This window comes from Acidovorax sp. Root267, assembly GCF_001429215.1.
Lineage (GTDB): Bacteria > Pseudomonadota > Gammaproteobacteria > Burkholderiales > Burkholderiaceae_C > Acidovorax > Acidovorax radicis.
In genome coordinates this window covers 96,991-115,548 of sequence record NZ_LMJC01000002.1, presented here as the reverse complement: position 1 = coordinate 115,548, position 18,558 = coordinate 96,991, and the positions used below count along the sequence as shown (strand labels likewise).

Genomic DNA, 18,558 nt, shown 5'->3' with positions numbered 1-18,558 from the left:
TTCCGCATCACCGTCGTCAGGCCCGCTGCAGTCCAATGGCGAAGTCTTTGTTTTGCCTTTCAGGAGCCCCGCCATGCAACGTCGCCAGATCATCCAATGGGGAGCCGCCAGCCTCGTTGCCCCCGCATTCGTGGCGCAGGCCCAGAGCTTTCCGAACAAGCCCATCAAGCTCGTGATCGCCTTCCCGGCCGGTGGCCCCACCGACATCACCATGCGCTCTCTGGCCGACAACGCCAGCAAGATCCTGGGCCAGCCCGTCATCGTCGAAAACAAGCCCGGCGCGGGCGGCACGCTGCCCGCGCAGGCCTTGCAGACCGCCGCTGCGGACGGATACACCGTGGCGCAGATCCCGCTGGGCGTATTCCGCCTGCCCTACACCACCAAGATCAACTGGGACCCGGTGAAGGACATCAGCTATGTGCTGAACGTCACCGGCTATGCGTTTGGGCTGGTGGTGCCTGCCGACTCCCCGCTCAAGACCTGGACGCACTTCGTGGCCTGGGCCAAGGCCAACCCCGGCAAGCTCAGCTACGGCTCCACCGGCACCATGACCAGCCCGCACCTGACGATGGAACTCATCGCCCAGCAGCTGGGCCTGGAGCTGCTGCACGTGCCCTACAAGGGCAGTGCCGACCTGATGCAGTCCATCCTGGGCGGGCAGATCATGGCGGCGGCCGACTCCACCGGTTTTGCTCCGCAGGTCGAGGCGGGCAAGCTGCGCGTGCTCAACACCTGGGGCGCAGAGCGCCTGGCCAAGTTCCCCGATGCGCCCACGCTCAAGGAGCTGGGGCTGAATCTGGTGCAGAACTCGCCCTTTGGCATCGGCGCACCCAAGGGCACGCCCGATGCGGTGGTCAAGCGCCTGCATGATGCCTTCAAGCAGGCGATGGAGCAGGAGAGCTACCGCACCGCCCTGGCGCGCTATGACATGGTGCCGATGTACATGAGCACGGCGGCGTACAAGAAGTTTGCGCAGGACACCTTCACGCGCGAGAAGGCCCTGGTCGAAAAGCTGGGCTTGGCCAAGCCCGCTTGAGAGCCCAACCCTCGGAGGGGGCAAAGGCGTTCCGTGTGATGATCCGTGCAGACATTGAACGGAACATCTATGGCATCCCCCTCCGACAGCATCAGCATGGCCCTGTTTTGCGACTTTGAAAACGTCGCCCTGGGCGTGCGCGATGCGCAGTATGAAAAGTTCGACATCAAGCCCATCCTGGAGCGCCTGCTGCTCAAGGGCTCCATCGTGGTCAAGAAGGCCTATTGCGACTGGGAGCGCTACAAGGGCTTCAAGGCCACCATGCACGAGGCGAACTTCGAGCTGATCGAGATCCCCCACGTGCGCCAGTCGGGCAAAAATTCGGCCGACATCCGCCTGGTGGTGGACGCGCTGGACCTGTGCTACACCAAGTCGCACGTGAACACCTTCGTCATCATCAGCGGCGACTCGGACTTTTCGCCGCTGGTCTCCAAGCTGCGCGAGAACAACAAACAGGTGATCGGCGTGGGCGTGAAGCAGTCCACGTCCGATCTGCTGATTGCCAACTGCGACGAATTCATCTTCTACGACGACCTGGTGCGCGAAAACCAGCGCGCCCAGGCGCGCCGCCAGAACCCCGGCAACAACAACCCGCCCGCCCCACGCCGCAGCGCTGAAGAAGAGCGCAGCCGCAAGGAAACCCAGGATGCACGCCGCACCCAGGGCGTCGAACTGGCGGCCGAGACCTTCGAAGCCCTGCTGTCGGAGCGCGGCGACACGGGCAAGATCTGGGCCTCGGTGCTCAAGGAGGCGATCAAGCGGCGCAAGCCCGATTTCAGTGAGGGCCGATACGGCTTCCGCACGTTTGGCAATCTGCTGGAAGAAGCGCAGGCGCGCGGGCTGCTGGAGTTTGGGCGTGACGAAAAATCGGGTGCGTACGTGTACCGCAGCCACGGTCAGTCCACGGGGGCGGCGGCGCCAGCACGGTCCGAGGCAGGGAGCGAGCGGGTCCCCCAGGGCGCGTCGGTGCGGCACGACTTCCATGCGGTGGCCACTGCGCCCGACCTGCCCGCTGGCGGCAGCGATGGTCAGGGGCCTGCCGGGCGCAGCCGAGGCCGCCGCAGCGAGGGGGTAGACCGCGCGGACATGCGCAACGCACCCCGCAGCGAGTCGCACGAGCCCGAGCAGGCCGATGCCCCCGCAGAGCGCCCAGCAAGCCGGTATTTCAGCCAGCCGGTCGCGGCCGAGGCCGCGCCGCTACCGGATGCCTTTCCCGAGGCCGACGATGGCGCCTCGCCTCCGGCCGGACTGGCTCCCGCAGAACCCGATGGCGTCGATGCTGCAGCACCCCGCCGCAGCCGGGCTCGCAGCAAGGGCGATAGCAGCAGCGGCAGTAGCGCAGGCGGTGCCGGCCGCAAAACCGCAGCGCCCCGTGCGCGCGGCCCGCGTGCCGTGGCGGATGCAAGCGATGCCGCGGGTTCGCAGCCGTCGGCAACCGCCGCGCCAGAGCCAACCGCACCCGACGCGGAGGGTGCAGCGCCCACCAAACCGTCCGCTGCGCGCCCGCGCAGCCGGACCCGCAAACCTGCGGACAAACCGGCCGAGTGACGGCTACTGGGCGGCTGCGGTAGGGGTAGTGGCCGTGCGCAGTAACGCCAACCGCTCGCGCACTTCCCCATAGCTGGGCGGCGTGCAGCCTGCCCGCTCCACGCAGTGGCTGGCGCTGGCCAGCGCGTGGTGCAGCACGGCGAGCAAACGGGCTTCGGTGACGGGGGCCGTCAGGCCACCAGGACGCAGTGCCAAGGCCTCTTCGCCGCGCTCCGGACCCGCCAGCAGGGCGGTGATCAAACCCGCCAGAAAACAGTCGCCTGCGCCCACGGTGTCCACCACCGTGAGCGGCATTTCCTCACGCGCATGCACGGCCCGCCCGTCGCGTTGCAGCAGCCAGGCGCCGCCGGGCCCCAGGGTCAGTGCCAGCCATTGGGCGGGCGTCTGGCGCAGCAGGTGGCGGGCACGTTGCAGCGCATCGGCGCCCGGCACCGCCAGCGCTTCCAGGTCATCGTCGCTCACCTTGATGAGGTGGGCCTGTTGCAACGCGGCCATCACATTGGTGCGGTAGGCGGGCGCGTCGTCCACGGCGGACAGGCGCAGGTTGGCGTCTACCACCACCATGCGCCCGGCAGCGCGCTGCGCGGCCAGCCAGGGCAGGTAGATGGCGGCGTCCTGCGCCACCAGCGCCAGGCAGCCCGTGGCCACCACCTGCAGGTGGGGCTGGGCGGCGCACGCGGCAATGAGCGCATCGGCCGTCACCTGGCGGTCGGCCACGCCGTCGCGGTAGAAGCTGTAGCTGGCCTTGCCCTCGGTATCCAGTGCGGCCAGTGCCAGCGCGCTGGGCGCACGCACCGGCGCTGGGGCGGCCAGGGCCACGCCCGCCTCCTGCAAGCCGTGGGCCAGTTGGCGGCCCAGCAGGTCGCCCGACAGCGGGTTGAGGTAGAGCGTGCCCACGCCCTGCAGGCCCAGCGCACGCGTGAGGTTGTAGACCGCGCCGCCCGCGCAGGGCTTGAGGCGGCCATCGGGCTCTTCGATCAGGTCAAACAAGGCCTCGCCCGCCGTGGCCACCCGCAGCGGCGGTGCGGTGTGGGCGGGGCTGGAGTCGGCGGACTGGATAGGGAAAACCATAAGTAAATCCACTTGATTTATTAACTCGTTGGCCACTATAGTTCGATCCCATCCACCCGACAAGAGTGGTTCACCTGCCAGCCGCGCAGTACGGGGCCGACAGGAATCTGCCATCCCAACACCCGGAGACAACACCATGCAACGCACCCCCGCCTTCGCGCTTTCTGCCCTTGCCCTCACCGGCGCCCTGGCCTGCGGCCTGGCCCAGGCGCAGACGTCCGAGCCCGTCATCGGCCTCATCACCAAGACCGAGACCAACCCCTTCTTTGTGAAGATGAAAGAGGGCGCCACGGCCGAGGCCAAGAAGTTGGGTGCCAAGCTGGTGTCGGCCGCAGGCAAGACCGATGGCGACAACGCGGGCCAGGTCACGGCCATGGAGAACCTGATCGCCGCCGGTGCCAAGACCATCCTCATCACCCCCAGCGACGCCAAGGCCATCGTGCCCGCGATCAAGAAGGCGCAGGCGCGCGGCGTGATGGTGATTGCGCTCGACAGTCCCACCGAGCCCATGGATGCGACCGACGCGCTGTTTGCCACCGACAACTACAAGGCCGGCGAGCTGATCGGCCAGTACGCCAAGGCCGCCGCTGCAGGCAAGAAGCCCGTGATTGCCACGCTGGACCTGTTCCCCGGCCACCCGGTGGGCGCGCAGCGGCACAACGGTTTCCTGAAGGGCTTTGGCCTGCAGGCCAACGATGCCAAGAGCAATGAGCTGTCGCGCCCCGCCGAAGTGGTGTGCATGGCCGACAGCTTTGGTGACCGCGCCAAGGGCCAGACCGGCATGGAAAACTGCCTGCAGAAGAACCCTGACATCAACATCGTCTACACCATCAACGAGCCCGCTGCCGCCGGTGCCTACAACGCACTCAAGGCCGCAGGCAAGGAGAAGAACGTGCTCGTCGTCTCGGTGGACGGTGGCTGTGCGGGCATTGCCGACGTGGGCAAGGGTGTGATCGCCGCCACCAGCCAGCAGTACCCACTGCGCATGGCCGCCATGGGCGTGGCGGCAGGCGTGGAATACGCCAAGACCGGCAAGAAGGTCAGCGGCTACACCGACACCGGCGTGACGCTGATCGCTGCCAAGCCCATGGCGGGCGTGGACAGCAAGGATGTGAAGACCGGCACCGACCTGTGCTGGGGCGCCAAGTAAGAGCCGTTCTCAAAACTCTTCTGGCGTCGTTGCTGCGTCTTGTCGTACTACCGTACTGCCTGCGACGCAGCGCCTAGCCAGAACCGCTTCGCTGAGTTTTGCGAGCAGCTCTGAAAAAACGCCTTCTCTCTGAGAGTCACCTCATCCACCCGCACGGAGCCGCCATGTCCTCGACCGCTTCCAAACTACCGCCCCTGGCCACGCTGGGGCCGTTCATCGCGCTGATCCTGGCGTGCGCCTTTTTTGCCACGCAGAGCGAGCGTTTCCTGTCGGCGCAGAACTTCGCGCTCATCCTGCAGCAGGTCATGGTGGTGGCGGTCATCGCCATTGGCCAGACGCTGGTCATCCTCACCGCAGGCATCGATTTGTCGTGTGGCATGGTCATGGCGCTGGGCGGCATTGTGATGACCAAGATGGCGGCGGACTACGGCCTCTCGGCCCCCGTGGCGATTGCCTGCGGTATGGCGGTGACCATGCTATTCGGGTTGATCAACGGCCTGCTGGTCACCAAGATCAAGCTGCCACCCTTCATCGTCACGCTGGGCACGCTCAACATCGCGTTTGCCGCCACGCAGCTGTACTCGGGCGCGCAGACGATCACCGACATCCCGGCCGGCATGACCGCGCTGGGCAACACCTTCCAGCTGGGGCAGACCGCCATCGTGTGGGGGGCCGTGCTCATGCTGGCCCTGTACCTCGTCACCTGGTTTGCGCTGCGCGAGACTGCGCCCGGCCGCCACGTGTACGCCGTGGGCAACAGCCCCGAAGCCACACGCCTCACCGGCATTGCCACCGACAAGGTGCTGCTGGGCGTGTATGTGCTGGCCGGCCTGTTCTACGGCATCGCATCGGTACTGTCGGTGGCCCGCACCGGCGCGGGTGACCCGAATGCGGGTCAGACCGAGAACCTCGACGCCATCAGCGCCGTGGTGCTGGGCGGCACCAGCCTGTTTGGCGGGCGCGGCATGATTTTGGGCACGCTGGTGGGGGCACTGATTGTGGGCGTGTTCCGCAATGGACTCACGCTGATGGGCGTGTCGTCGGTGTACCAGATCCTGGTGACCGGCATCCTCGTGATCCTGGCCGTGGCCACCGACCAACTCTCGCGCAAAGGAGTGCGTTGATCATGACCAACTCCCCACACACCACGAACGCCCCGCTGGTCATGCAGGCCAAGGGCCTGGTCAAGCGCTACGGCCAAGTTACTGCACTCGACGGCGCCGACTTTGAGCTGCGCGCTGGTGAAATCCTGGCCGTGATCGGCGACAACGGCGCGGGCAAGTCGAGCCTGATCAAGGCGCTGTCGGGCGCCACCGTGCCCGACGAAGGCGAGATTCTGCTCGACGGCCAGCGCATCCAGTTCAAGAGCCCCATCGATGCGCGCCGCGCGGGCATCGAAACCGTGTACCAGGACCTGGCCGTGGCCCCAGCCATGACGATTGCCGAAAACCTGTTCCTGGGTCGCGAACTGCGCCGCCCCGGACTGCTTGGCAGCGCGCTGCGCATGCTCGACAAGAAGAAGATGCTGGAAGAAAGCGTGGCCCGCATGGCCGAGCTGAAGGTCGGCATCCGCTCCATGACGCAGGCGGTGGAGACACTCTCGGGTGGCCAGCGCCAGTGCGTGGCCGTGGCGCGCGCGGCAGCCTTTGCGCGCCATGTGGTCATCATGGACGAGCCCACCGCCGCCCTGGGCGTGAAGGAGGGCAACATGGTGCTGGAGCTGATCCGCCGCGTGCGCGACAAGGGCCTGCCCGTGATCCTCATCAGCCACAACATGCCCCACGTGTTCGAGATTGCCGACCGTATCCATATCGCCCGCCTGGGCAAGCGTGCGGCCGTGGTCAACCCCAAAAAGATCAGCATGAGCGACACCGTGGCCGTGATGACGGGCGCCATGGCAGCGTCCGACCTGCCCGCAGAATGCCTTGCCTGAAACGCCTCCCATGCTGAAGAACATTGATCCGCTGCTGACCCCCGACCTGCTCAAGGTACTGGCCGAGATGGGCCATGACGACGCCATCGTGCTGGCCGACGCCAACTTCACGGCCATGAGCCTGGGCGCAGGCAAGCCGGTGCTGCGCCTGCCTGGCATTGGCATGGCGCGCGCTGTGCAGGCCGTGGCCAGTGTGCTGCCCTTGGCACAGGATGTGCCGCACCCCGTGGCTTACATGCAGGTGGGTGGCACCGAGGTGCCGTACCGCTCAGCCCTGCAGCGCGAAACCATGGACGTGTTGGCGCGCGAGGGCGTGGCCAGCGAGCAGGCCGAGGGTGTGGAGCGTTTTGCGTTCTACGAGCGCGTCAAAAAAGCCTATGCCATCGTCGTCACCGGCGAGCTGCAGCCCTGGGGCAACTTCCTGCTGCGCAAGGGCGTCATCGGCGACACTCTGAACGCCTGACCGTTTCATCACCATGCTGGACACCGACGCTTCTCCCTCTGCCGTTGACAACACTGCCGCCAGCCCCGCGCTGCTGCGCCAGCGCGGCTCCAACCACGTGGGGCTGCGCCAGTTCAACGAGCGGGTGGTGCTGCAGGCGCTGCGCACCCACGGCAGTCTGGCCAAGGCCGAGATGGCGCGGGTCACGGGACTCACGGCGCAGACCATCGGGCTCATTACTGCGCGGCTCGATGAAGACCAGCTGCTGCGCCGCGAAGCCCCGGTGCGTGGCCGCGTGGGCCAGCCTTCGGTGCCGATTGGCCTGAACCCCGACGGCGCCTTTGCCATCGGCATCAAGATCGGCCGCCGCAGCGCCGACTGGCTGCTGGTCGACTTCACCGGCCATGTGCGCGAGCGCATCGTGCTCGACTACGCCTTCCCCGACATCGACGTGCTGTTGCCCGCTATCCGCACGCACCTGAACCAGCTGCTCGACGGCCTGGGCCCGCTGCGCTCGCGCGTGGTGGGTGTGGGCGTGGCAGCGCCGTTCCAGCTCGGCGGCTGGCACCGCATGCTGGGGCTGACCGAGGCCCAGTCCGAAGCCTGGAACAACATCGACCTGGCCGAGCAGGTGCAGCAGATGACCGAGCTGCCCGTGAGCTTTGCCAAGGACACCTCCGCCGCCTGCGTGGCCGAGCTGCTGCAGGGGCGCGGGCGCGACATCCCGAGTTTTCTGTACCTGTTCATGGACACCTTTGTGGGCGGCGGGCTGGTCATCAACTCGCACCTGCACCGGGGCCTGCACGGCAACGCAGGTGCGGTGGCCTCGCTGCCGCTGTCACCCGCCCAGCCGGGCCAGGCGCCCGCGCAGCTCATCAGCCAGGCATCGCTGTGGGAGCTGGAGCAGCGCTTTCGCGAACATGGCCTCGACCCTATGGCCGCCTACGACAAGCGTGTGCTGCAGGCCCCGTGGCTAGAACACAGCCGGGGCTGGATTGCGCGCGCTGCGGCGGGCCTGGCGCACTGCATCGTCTCGGCCACCGCGTTTTTGGACCTGGATGCCGTGGTGGTCGATGGCGCCGCAGCCCCCGAGCTGCTGCAGGCGCTGTGCGAAAGTGCCCGCCACGCGCTGGCCGACTACAACTGGGAAGGCCTGCACCAGCCCCCCCGGCTGGAGCTGGGCACCATGGGCTCGGACGCCCGCGCGCTGGGTGGGGCGCTGCTGCCGCTGCATGCGTGTTTCGCGCCGGATACGGACATCTTCCTCAAGGCCTGAGAAGGGCGTGGGGTTGTGAAGTTTTGCTATTAAAAATATAGTTATTTGCGCATATCCCTCAAGCGCTAGGCCATATTTCTATTCAAATTTCTCGGCCAAGGCTGCTTCAGGCTCAGCTCCCGCTGCGATCCAGACCCGCCAGGATCGCCCGTGCCACTTCGGCAAACCCCGCGCCACGTTCGCCCTGGGTCACATAACGCGGCAGGTGCTGCAGTTGTGGCACAAAGCGCGCGATGTTGGCCACCCCCACGCTGTGGGGGAAGTGCTCGAACATGAGCTGGTCGTTGGTCGAGTCGCCCACATACACCCAGCGGTCGATCTCCGCGTCGAGGTCGCGTCCCAGCAACTCGCGCACGATCCAGCGCGCGCCCTCCAGCTTGTTGTGCGCGCCGAACCAGCCGTTGATGTGGATGCTGCTCACGGTGGCGTTCATGCCTGCGGCGCGCAGGATCGCCACGCATTGGTCGATCCGCTCTTGGGGCAGGTGTGTGAACTCACTGTGGTCGATGGCGATGTCCGTTTCGCGTCCGGGCGAGTCGGTCGCGCGGCGGGCGCCGGGCACCCTGGCTTCGATGTCAGCCAGCACTTGCTGCATGCGGGCGAAATGGGCTGCGCGCGTGGCTGCATCCTGCTGATATCGTTTTAATAGCGCATCGCGCTTTTCCAGAGAGCGCTGCAGGGCCACAGCACCATTCTCGGCCACGATGGCATCCACAGGCCAGGCGGTCGCAAAGGGCTCGCTCCAGCCTACGGGGCGACCCGTGATGGGGATCACGGCCAGTCCCCGGGCCTTGAGCGACTCCATCGCCTGCACCACGTGCGCAGGCACAACCCCCTCCGTGGTCAGCGTGTCGTCGATGTCGGTGAGCAGGCCGACTAGGCGGGCGGGAGGATTCCAGGTACTCAACGGAAGCATGGGGGAACGAGAAGGCATAGGGATGGCGAGAGGGGGCGTTGGTGAAAGTCGCGGAGGGCTGTCGCTCGGGCTTGCACCTTTTTCTGTGGACGAAGAGATGGCTGCTTCTAACGGACACTTTGGGCAGGTTGCCCACGCGCCAGGCTCGGGAGTTTCTCTGCGACCCTTTCGGGGGGCATGGGCACCATGTCCCCGCCACGGAACTCGAATAGCTGCAGGGTGGCCAATGGGACCTGTTCCAGGCCACGGCCCTTTTCGTCCACGACGTGCAAATCGCCTGGCTGCGGCTTTGGCGCAAACAGGTCGGCGGTGTTTCTGGCGCGGATCAGTACAGAGCGTTTGTATCCATCATCGGTGCCTCCGAACTCTGGGACTACGAATATGGCCTGCCGCTCTTTGTCGAGCGACAGCGCAAAGCGATACAGCGTGTCCCAATACGCCAGGTTGGGCCTGAGCGCCTGGGTCTCCTGCGCATGCACACCCGCCAGGGCTGCAACAAGCGCAGCGCTTCCGGCAAGGGCAGCAGCAGGGCGTGCCTCTCGGGGCCAGATGGCCGCCAGACAGGCCGAAAACGCAATCCACGGCACGAACAGATAGCGGTCTGGACTGTGAATTCCCGGAAAAGCCGTCAGCGGTATCAGCGGCAGCAGGACGATGCCCAAGGACACGAAGAACACAGGCGCATGGAGGCGGCGCTTCACGGCCGCAAGACACAGAAGGCCGAGAAATACAACGGCAAGGATGTTGCCGGGCGGTTTGGAGCCGAGGAGCAATTTGGGAACCCGGAGCAACTGGCGCAGGGCCTCGCTGGCATCGAAAACCCCTTGGCTGTAGCCGCCCACGAGGCGCCCAAGTAGCAGGTAGCGCCACCCTATGTAGACCAGTGCAATCAGCACAAACGGTATCAGAGCACGCACCCGTTGCTGCCGCGTGCCCACGGGCAGGAAGGGCAAGAGGACGACCAGGGGTACATAGACTTCCTTGCAGGTAGTCGCCAGCAGGTAGGCCAGGGTCGACAGCCCCAGCCAGTATCCGCGCCCGCCTTTGAGATACCGAGTCCACCCCAGTATCGACAGCATGGCGAACACGAAGCCGGTCGCATAGTGCCCATGCATCAGTCCCGCCGCGATGTGGGCAGTGGGCTTGCCAAGCAACAGCGCAACGGCACCGATCAGCGCGGGCAGGGGCGCCAGCCACTGCCGCAACACGGCGTAGAACAGCGCTGCACCCAGCGCAACGATGAGCAGCAGGTGCGCATAGTGGCCCGCGGCGGCCATGCCGAACAGGCTCAGGTTGATGTCGTAGAACAGCAGGTTCCACGGAGCGACATTGGCGCTGGAGTGCCCCTGGGCAATGTGGGGCTCCAAGAAATATTGCCAGGGTGTGTGTTGGGCGGCGTAGCTCAGGTGGGCGCCGTCATCCCAGCGCCAAGATCCCTGGAGTGATGCGCCATGGGCCAGCAGGGTGAGCAGGGACAGAAGCAGTGTGGCGCCGAGATATTCGATCCAGGGGTGGCGGTCGATGCGCTCGCGCAGCGCGAGCCGCGCGGCTCTCAATGCTTGAACGTCCATCGCCAATGGAGGAGGAAAGTGAGCGCCGGAAGCGCGACGAAGACCAGTCCGAGCCCCACCAGGTAATGCCAGCCTGCCCAAGCCGCAAACCCGCTGACCAGCACGGTGATCGCAAGCCCGGCCAGGGATACAAGGAGAAAGCGCCCGTATTGCCCCAGTGATGCCTCTGTCTTGAAGTTCCAGCGGCGGTTTGCCCAATAGGAAAAGCTGTTGGCCGCCACAAACGCGATGGCGTTGGCGATGGACGGGTGAACCCCGAAGCGCTCGACGGACAAGACAACGACGGCCGTATGGATCAGCGTATTGATCACACCGATGCCAGAAAACTTGGCAATCTTGCCCGCCAAGGAGTCAGGAGCGATCCGGAAAGTCATAGAGGTCGCGAATAATATAAATGGGCCGCTGCTTCACTTCCCCGTAGATGCGGCCGATGTACTCACCAAGCACGCCAAGCCCCGCGAGCTGCAGTCCACCGAGGAACAGGACGGATGTGATCAGGGAGGCGTAGCCCGGCACATCACGCCCCAGGATCAAAGTCTTGAGCAACAGGAAGATGGCATAGACGAGGGCCAGGGCGGAAATGGTGGAGCCGATGTAAGTCCAGATGCGAAGCGGGACCGTGGAGAACGAGGTGATCCCTTCCAGGGCGAAGTTCCACAAACGCCATCCCGAGAATTTGCTGGCGCCCGCAAAACGGGGCTCGCAGACAAAAGTCACCGTCGTTTGCCGGAAGCCGGCCCAAGCGAACAGGCCCTTCATGAAGCGGCGGCGTTCGGGCAGTCTTTTAAGGGCTTCGACGACCTTGCGGTCCATGAGCCGAAAATCGCCGACGTCTGCGGGAATATCGACTTCGGAAATCTGGTTCTGCAAGCTGTAAAACCACCCGGCGGTCTTGCGGCGAGCCCAATGTTCCGCTTCACGGCTTTGCCGTTTCGCCAGGACCACTTCGTAGCCTTCGCGCCAGCGGGACACCATTTCTGGAATAGCTTCGGGCGGGTGTTGAAGATCAGCGTCCATCGGGATGACGACGTCGCCCCTCGCCAACTCGATGCCGCAAGTGAGTGCCGCCTCTTTGCCGAAATTCCTCGACAGGTCGGCAATGCGCAGGTGGGGGTTCTGCTCCCTCGCCAGCAGCAAGCGTGACAGGGTGTCGTCACTGCTTCCGTCGTTGATGCACACGACTTCATAGGTGTCCGCAGCCGATTCCAAAACAGGGACCAGGCGGGCAAGAAAAGCAGCGAGATTGCCGGCCTCGTTCTTCATCGGGCAGATGATCGTCAACGAGGCAGGACGGGGCTTCAGTGGTGGCTGTTCCATGGTGGAGGGCTGGGCGAGTCGTGTCTGCGCAAGAAAAAACAAAAGGTCTGACTGCGCAATAACTTCCCATCTTGTGCGGGCTAGGCTCCTTGCAGCGCCAGCCCCGCATGCTCGCGTAGCGGGTGGAAGTGGATCTTGGGAAACCGCTCCTGCGCCAGACGCACGTCATACGGGCTGGTGCACAGATAGGCCAGCGTGTCGGCCGCATCGTGCGCCAGGCGCAGCGGGTAGGCGTCGGTGAAGGCGCGCAGGTCGGCCGCGTTGTCCGCGGTGATCCAGCGGGCGCCCGTGTACTGGCAACCTTCCAGACGCACGTCGGCGTCGTACTCGGCCTTCAGGCGGTGCTGCACCACTTCGAACTGCAGCTGGCCCACGGCGCCCAGCAGCATGTTGCCGCCAGCGTCAGGCTTGAAGACCTGGATCGCGCCTTCCTCACCCAGCTGGGCCAGGCCCTGCTGCAGCTGCTTGGTGCGCAAGGGGTTCTTGAGCACCACGGTCATGAACATTTCCGGGGCGAAGAACGGCAGGCCGGTGAACTGCAGGTTGGCGCCGTCGGTGATGGTGTCGCCCAGCTGCACGCCGCCGTGGGTGGTAAAGCCGATGATGTCGCCCGCGTAGGCTTCTTCCACCGCCTCGCGGCGCTGGCTCATGAAGGTCACCACGCTGGTGGGGCGCAGTTCCTTGGAGGTGCGCTGCACCTTGAGCTTCATGCCCGGCATGTACTTGCCCGAGGCCACGCGCACGAAGGCGATGCGGTCGCGGTGGTTGGCATCCATGTTGGCCTGGACCTTGAACACCACGCCCGCAAAACCCTCGTCCTCGGGCGCGATGGTCTTCACGACGGGCTGTTTGTTGACTTCGAGCGTGCTCACGCGCGGGCCGGGCGGCGGTGACATGTCGACCACGGCGTCCAGAACCTCCATCACACCGAAATTGTTCACCCCTGAACCGAAGAACACGGGTGTGAGCTTGCCGGCCAGGAAGTCTTCGTGGCTCCAGGCCGCCGAGGCACCCACGGCCAGCTCCATGCTCTCCAGCGCATCGTCAAAGGGCTGGCCAAAGCGCTTGCGCAGCCTGTCGGCCTCGGCCAGCGGCACCACTTCAAAGTCTTTCGGGCCGCGGTCGCTCCCGGGGGTGAACACCGTCATGGTCTGCGTGCGCAGGTTGATGATGCCGCCAAAGCTCTTGCCCTGGCCTACGGGCCAGGTGATGGGGCAGCAGGGCATGCCCAGCTCGCGCTCCACTTCGTCGAGGATGTCGAGCGGGTCGCGCACTTCGCGGTCCATCTTGTTCACGAAGGTGATGATGGGCGTGTCGCGCTGGCGGCAGACCTCGATCAGGCGGCGTGTCTGCGCTTCCACACCGTTGGCGGCGTCGATCACCATCAGCGCTGAGTCCACGGCCGTAAGCACGCGGTAGGTGTCTTCAGAGAAGTCCTTGTGGCCGGGGGTGTCGAGCAGGTTGATCACGTGTTCGCGATACAGCATCTGCATGACCGAAGAGGCCACCGAGATACCGCGCTGCTTTTCGATTTCCATCCAGTCCGACGTGGCATGGCGGCTGGCTTTGCGGCCCTTGACGGCACCCGCGATCTGGATCGCGCCCGAGAACAGCAGCAGCTTTTCCGTCAGCGTCGTTTTACCGGCGTCGGGGTGGGAAATGATGGCAAAGGTGCGGCGGCGCCGGGTTTCTGAGGCGTAGGACACAGGGGGTGGTTCCAGAAGGGGGTCAGGGCGCGCTGCGGCAGGGTTCTGCGGCAGTCGGCGCGGCAGGCGCAGCGGCGCCCGGAAGCGGCGATTTTACCGGCGCCCGCTGCGAACCCTTTTCAGACCCTTCTTCAACGCCCTGTTTCCGTTCAGCTGAGCTGTGCCTGGGTGTGCCGGGCATACATCTTCTGCATGCCGCCCAGCCAGCGTTCGTAGTCCTGCCCCTTGTTGCGGAAGTATTGCGCCACTTCGGGGTGGGGCAGCACCAGGAAGCGCCCGTCCTGCATGGCGGCCAACACATCGCCTGCCACCTGCTCCGGCGGCAGGATGCCGTCGTGCGAGGCCGAGCCGCCGTCGCCGGTGACCATGGCGGTCTGCACCGACTGCGGGCACAGGCAGGCGACGCCCACGCCACGGCGGCCATAGGCGATGCGCAGCCACTCGGCAAAGGCCATGGCCGCATGTTTGGTGACGGCATAAGGGGCGGATTCGACGATGGTCAGCAGCCCGGCTGCCGAGGCTGTGACGAGGAAGAAGCCTTCGCCGCGCTCCACCATCTCGGGCACCACGGCACGCGCTGCCCACACGTGGGCCATGCCGTGAATGTTCCACATGGCCTCCCACAGCGGGTCTTCCAGCTCGATGCCTCCCGGACGGCCCAGGATGCCGGCGTTGGAGATGTAGGCATCGACCCGGCCATAGCGTTCGCGGGTGGTGGCGACCAAAGCCTGGATGTCGGCCTCCTTCGACACATCGCAGCGCACGGCCAGGCCTTTGACTTCGTCGGCCACAGCCTGGGCGGGCGCGAGGTGCAGGTCGGCCACGACCACGGCGCGGGCCCCCTCTTGTGCAAAACGCCGCGCGATGCTGCGGCCGATGCCGCTGGCGCCGCCGGTGACGATGATGACTTTGTCCTTGGCGTCCATGCAATGCTCCGTTGGTGGTGTTCGGTGAGGGCGCCAGTGTCGGGCGGCCCGCCGGGCAAGGCAGCCGCGCAGGCGACAGGTTCTCAGTCCGGTGGGCTCGGGGCCTGGCGGATGGCCGCACAGCACAGCTGCTCCACACCCTCGGCCCACTGGCGCATCTGCACGGCGTCAAGCTGCAGCAGCAACACGTAGCGCCGCCCGCCCCAGGCCGAGAGGTGCAGCACCTGCAGCAGTTCCTGCCCAGGCGGGCAGGGCAGGTCGGAGCAGGCTGCAAACACCCGGCCCCAGGCGGTCACCAGTTCCTCGTGCACGCGGCGGTGGTGCCGAGGCTCTGCCATCTGCGCCTCCAGTGCCAGCATGTCGGGGTGGAAGGGCGGCAGCTCGGGCGCATCCACGCCGCACACCAGGCGCACCAGATGGTGGACGCGCGCGGTCCAGGGCAGGTCGGTGGGCTGCACGGCCTCGCGGTCGATGGCGGCGAGCAGGGACTCGATGCAGTGGCGCACATAGCCCGACAGCAGCGCTGTCTTGTTGGGGAAATAGTCGTACAGCGTGCCGACGGAAATGCCGGTTTCCAGCGCCACATTGCGTGTGGTGAGCTTGTCCCAGCCGTCACGTTGCCAAATCCGAACAAAGGCGTCGTAGATGGCCTGCACCGTGAAGCGCGCCCGGGCCTGGCGAGGGCGCTTGAGCGGCTTGGGGGCCGTGCTGGAGCCGGCAGCAAGGGCCTTGCGCGGCGGGTTCATCGGTTTCCGAACCCACGCGGCGGCGTGGCGCCATACAGTGCCCTGAGTGCTTTTTCATCCCTCAAACGGAGACCTTCCATGACGCTGCTGACCCGCCTGTTAACCGACAAAAATGCATTGAATCACACCCGCACCGAGGAACTCCCCCTTGCTCCACTGCAGCCCGGCGAGGCTCTGCTGCGTGTGGACCGCGTGGCGGTGACGACGAACAACATTACCTATGCCGCCTTTGGTGATGCGATGAAGTACTGGGATTTCTTCCCCACGGGCGAGGCGGGCTGGGGCCACATGCCCGTGTGGGGCTTTGCCGATGTGGTGGCCTCCGACGTGGAAGGCGTGGCCGTGGGCGAGCGTTTCTACGGCTACTGGCCCATCGCGAGCCATCTGCGCATGGAGCCGGTGCGCGTGACGGCCCGGGGTTTCTACGACGGAGCGGAGCACCGCCAGTCACTCACCTCGGCCTACAACCAGTACACGCGCACCAGCGCCGACCCGGCGTACCGGGCGGGCGATGAAAACTACCAGATGCTGGTGCGGCCGCTGTTCATCACCTCGTTCATGCTGGCGGACTTCTTGCAGGACAACGGGTTTTTCGGCGCGCAGCGGCTGGTGTTCTCCAGCGCATCGAGCAAGACGGCCTACGGAACCGCGTTCTGCCTGGAGGGGCCCGGACAGATCGAGCGTGTGGGGCTGACCTCGCCCCGCAACATCGCCTTCGTGCGAGGCCTGGGCTGCTACCAGCGCACGGTGGCGTATGGCGAACTGGAAGCGCTGGAGGCCGATGTGCCCACGTTGTATGTCGATTTCTCCGGCGATGAGGATCTGCGCTCGCTGGTGCACCACCACCTGGGCGATGCCCTGGTGTACGACTGCTACGCGGGATCGGCGCAGAACACGCGCTTTCTGCGCAGCACGGCCCTGCCGGGGCCGACGCCCGTGTTCTATTTCGCCCCGGTGCAGATCAAGAAGCGCAATGCCGACTGGGGTCCCGAGGTGGTCAACCAGAAGTTCAATGCCGCCCAGCGCGCGTTCATCGACCGTGTCAGCCACGCCAGCCCGCCCTGGATGCGGGTGCGCGAACACCAGGGGTTCGCGGCGGCGCAGGCCTTGATTGCGGACATCCATGCGGGCCGCATCGATCCGCAGGAGGGCCATGTGGTCGTGCTTGCTCCGTAGCCCGACTGCAGGTGTGAAAGCAGGGGGGGCGTGGGCTCCAGCACTTGCTTTTATAATCTGTCGATCCGAGGAGCGTTGCAGCGTCCCCAGCACAGGCGGGGCGTGAGGCTCGGAGTCATCTAGCAACGACGCTCATCCACTTCTCGTGTGGTGAGCTTTTTCACTCCCGCGACCAGTGGTTTTTCAAACATGCTTTGGAGCAAACCATCATGAACGCACGCGTCAACGCCCCGGTCAATACCGACTGCATCATTGCCGACATCGGCCTGGCCGCATGGGGCCGTAAAGAGATCCGCATCGCCGAAACGGAGATGCCTGGCCTGATGGCCATCCGCGAGGAATTCGCTGCCAAACAAGCCCTCAAGGGTGCGCGCATCACTGGCTCGCTCCACATGACGATCCAGACTGCCGTGCTGATCGAGACGCTGCAGGCCCTGGGCGCAGAAGTGCGCTGGGCTTCGTGCAACATCTTCTCCACCCAAGACCACGCTGCGGCTGCGATTGCTGCTGCCGGCACCCCCGTGTTCGCCATCAAGGGTGAAACCCTGGCCGAATACTGGGACTACACCCACCGCATTTTCGACTTCGGCCCTGCCGGCAGCGAAGGCGAAGGCCCCAACCTGATCCTGGACGACGGTGGCGACGCCACGCTGCTGATGCACCTGGGCCAGCGCGCCGAGAAGGATGCGTCGCTGCTCGACAACCCCACCAGCGAAGAAGAAACCTGCCTGTACGCATCGATCAAGGCCAAGCTGGCCGTGGACCCGACCTGGTACACGCGCAAGAGCGCCCAGATCATCGGCGTGACCGAAGAAACCACCACGGGCGTGCACCGCCTGAAGGAAATGTCGGCCAAGGGCACGCTGCTGTTCCGCGCGATCAACGTGAACGATTCGGTGACCAAGAGCAAGTTCGACAACCTGTACGGCTGCCGCGAGTCGCTGGTGGACGGCATCAAGCGCGCCACCGACGTGATGATCGCCGGCAAGGTGGCCTGCGTGGCCGGCTACGGCGACGTGGGCAAGGGCAGTGCCCAGGCCCTGCGCGCGCTGTCGGCCCAGGTCTGGGTGACCGAGATCGACCCCATCAACGCCCTGCAGGCCGCGATGGAAGGCTATAAGGTCGTGACCATGGAATATGCGGCCGATAAGGCCGACATCTTCGTGACCACCACGGGCAACAAGGATGTGATCACCCATGACCACATGAAGGCCATGAAGGACCAGGCCATCGTCTGCAACATCGGCCACTTCGACAACGAAATCCAGGTCGCGTCGCTCGAGCAGTACGAGTGGGAAGAGATCAAGCCCCAGGTGGACCACGTGATCTTCCCGGACGGCAAGCGCATCATCCTGCTGGCCAAGGGCCGCCTGGTGAACCTGGGCTGCGGCACGGGCCACCCGAGCTTTGTGATGTCCAGCTCGTTTGCCAACCAGACCATTGCCCAGATCGAGCTGTTCCTGCACAAGGACCGCTACGAGAACGGCCAGGTCTACGTGTTGCCCAAGCACCTCGATGAAAAGGTGGCACGCCTGCACCTGAAGAAGGTCGGTGCCATGCTGACCGAACTCTCAGACGAGCAGGCGGCCTATATTGGCGTGTCCAAGCAAGGCCCGTACAAGCCCGATACGTACCGCTACTGATCTATTTTGATTTTTTGCTCCTGTTTTTGGAGCAAAAAGTCATTATGGATAAAGCGGTAGATGCCAATTTGGCTATGAAATCCATCGTCGATTGACGAGAG

17 protein-coding genes and 1 riboswitch are annotated in these 18,558 nt (G+C 65.3%); of the genes, 9 read left to right on the top strand and 8 right to left on the bottom strand.

Going from position 1 to position 18,558, the window contains the following annotated elements; genetic code table 11:
* Nucleotides 1-73 precede the first annotated feature (73 nt).
* The gene (locus tag ASE39_RS04840; RefSeq protein ID WP_057270399.1) at nucleotides 74-1,036 is read left to right on the top strand and encodes a tripartite tricarboxylate transporter substrate binding protein; all 963 of its coding nucleotides are present in this window, start codon (nucleotides 74-76) and stop codon (nucleotides 1,034-1,036) included.
* 69 nt (nucleotides 1,037-1,105) lie between these two features.
* Entirely contained in the window at nucleotides 1,106-2,584 is a 1,479-nt protein-coding gene (locus ASE39_RS04835) for an NYN domain-containing protein (RefSeq protein ID WP_057270398.1), read from the top strand.
* A gap of 3 nt (nucleotides 2,585-2,587) precedes the next feature.
* On the opposite strand, the gene ASE39_RS04830 is transcribed toward ASE39_RS04835, so the two are convergent.
* Nucleotides 2,588-3,655, bottom strand: coding sequence for a PfkB family carbohydrate kinase (locus tag ASE39_RS04830; protein ID WP_057270397.1), 1,068 nt, complete (start codon nucleotides 3,653-3,655; stop codon nucleotides 2,588-2,590).
* Between the two features lie 136 nt (nucleotides 3,656-3,791).
* Between ASE39_RS04830 and ASE39_RS04825 the strand changes: the two genes are divergently transcribed.
* The 5 genes from ASE39_RS04825 (at nucleotide 3,792) to ASE39_RS04805 (ending at nucleotide 8,456) form a co-directional block, all read left to right on the top strand.
* Nucleotides 3,792-4,805, top strand: coding sequence for a sugar ABC transporter substrate-binding protein (locus ASE39_RS04825; protein ID WP_057270396.1), 1,014 nt, complete (start codon nucleotides 3,792-3,794; stop codon nucleotides 4,803-4,805).
* A 164-nt stretch (nucleotides 4,806-4,969) separates the two neighbouring features.
* Nucleotides 4,970-5,929: an ABC transporter permease gene (locus tag ASE39_RS04820; protein ID WP_057270395.1), complete on the top strand. Its 960-nt coding sequence runs from the start codon at nucleotides 4,970-4,972 to the stop codon at nucleotides 5,927-5,929.
* A 2-nt stretch (nucleotides 5,930-5,931) separates the two neighbouring features.
* Nucleotides 5,932-6,738, top strand: a complete 807-nt coding sequence (locus tag ASE39_RS04815) for an ATP-binding cassette domain-containing protein (RefSeq protein ID WP_057270394.1) — start codon at nucleotides 5,932-5,934, stop codon at nucleotides 6,736-6,738.
* A 10-nt stretch (nucleotides 6,739-6,748) separates the two neighbouring features.
* Nucleotides 6,749-7,201, top strand: coding sequence for an RbsD/FucU domain-containing protein (locus ASE39_RS04810; RefSeq protein WP_057270393.1), 453 nt, complete (start codon nucleotides 6,749-6,751; stop codon nucleotides 7,199-7,201).
* A gap of 13 nt (nucleotides 7,202-7,214) precedes the next feature.
* On the top strand, nucleotides 7,215-8,456 hold the full coding sequence (locus ASE39_RS04805) for an ROK family transcriptional regulator (protein ID WP_057270392.1): 1,242 nt from the start codon (nucleotides 7,215-7,217) through the stop codon (nucleotides 8,454-8,456).
* Between the two features lie 112 nt (nucleotides 8,457-8,568).
* Here the strand turns inward: ASE39_RS04805 and ASE39_RS04800 are convergent, their stop codons facing one another.
* From ASE39_RS04800 to ASE39_RS04770, 7 genes are all read right to left on the bottom strand, one after another.
* Nucleotides 8,569-9,372, bottom strand: a complete 804-nt coding sequence (locus ASE39_RS04800) for an HAD-IIB family hydrolase (protein ID WP_057270391.1) — start codon at nucleotides 9,370-9,372, stop codon at nucleotides 8,569-8,571.
* A gap of 107 nt (nucleotides 9,373-9,479) precedes the next feature.
* A complete protein-coding gene (locus ASE39_RS04795; RefSeq protein ID WP_140426684.1) occupies nucleotides 9,480-10,943 on the bottom strand; it encodes a hypothetical protein in 1,464 nt (487 codons plus the stop codon).
* Nucleotides 10,925-11,317, bottom strand: a complete 393-nt coding sequence (locus ASE39_RS04790; protein ID WP_057270389.1) for a GtrA family protein — start codon at nucleotides 11,315-11,317, stop codon at nucleotides 10,925-10,927. Before ASE39_RS04790 ends, ASE39_RS04795 begins: the two co-directional genes overlap by 19 nt.
* On the bottom strand, nucleotides 11,295-12,260 hold the full coding sequence (locus ASE39_RS04785; RefSeq protein WP_057225973.1) for a glycosyltransferase family 2 protein: 966 nt from the start codon (nucleotides 12,258-12,260) through the stop codon (nucleotides 11,295-11,297). The genes ASE39_RS04790 and ASE39_RS04785 overlap by 23 nt, the downstream gene beginning before the upstream one ends.
* A gap of 80 nt (nucleotides 12,261-12,340) precedes the next feature.
* Nucleotides 12,341-13,966, bottom strand: a complete 1,626-nt coding sequence (locus ASE39_RS04780; RefSeq protein WP_010466660.1) for a peptide chain release factor 3 — start codon at nucleotides 13,964-13,966, stop codon at nucleotides 12,341-12,343.
* A 149-nt stretch (nucleotides 13,967-14,115) separates the two neighbouring features.
* The gene (locus ASE39_RS04775) at nucleotides 14,116-14,892 is read right to left on the bottom strand and encodes an SDR family oxidoreductase (RefSeq protein ID WP_057225975.1); all 777 of its coding nucleotides are present in this window, start codon (nucleotides 14,890-14,892) and stop codon (nucleotides 14,116-14,118) included.
* An 83-nt stretch (nucleotides 14,893-14,975) separates the two neighbouring features.
* A complete protein-coding gene (locus ASE39_RS04770) occupies nucleotides 14,976-15,638 on the bottom strand; it encodes a TetR/AcrR family transcriptional regulator (RefSeq protein WP_010466656.1) in 663 nt (220 codons plus the stop codon).
* Nucleotides 15,639-15,716: 78 nt separating this feature from the next.
* On the opposite strand from ASE39_RS04770, the gene ASE39_RS04765 reads away from it, so the two are divergent.
* Both ASE39_RS04765 and ahcY read left to right on the top strand, forming a co-directional pair.
* On the top strand, nucleotides 15,717-16,814 hold the full coding sequence (locus tag ASE39_RS04765; RefSeq protein ID WP_057225977.1) for a DUF2855 family protein: 1,098 nt from the start codon (nucleotides 15,717-15,719) through the stop codon (nucleotides 16,812-16,814).
* Between the two features lie 61 nt (nucleotides 16,815-16,875).
* Nucleotides 16,876-16,955, top strand: a riboswitch (S-adenosyl-L-homocysteine riboswitch).
* Nucleotides 16,956-17,023: 68 nt separating this feature from the next.
* Nucleotides 17,024-18,457 (top strand): adenosylhomocysteinase, encoded by a 1,434-nt coding sequence (gene ahcY / locus ASE39_RS04760; RefSeq protein WP_010466652.1) that lies wholly within the window; start codon nucleotides 17,024-17,026, stop codon nucleotides 18,455-18,457.
* Nucleotides 18,458-18,558 lie beyond the last annotated feature (101 nt).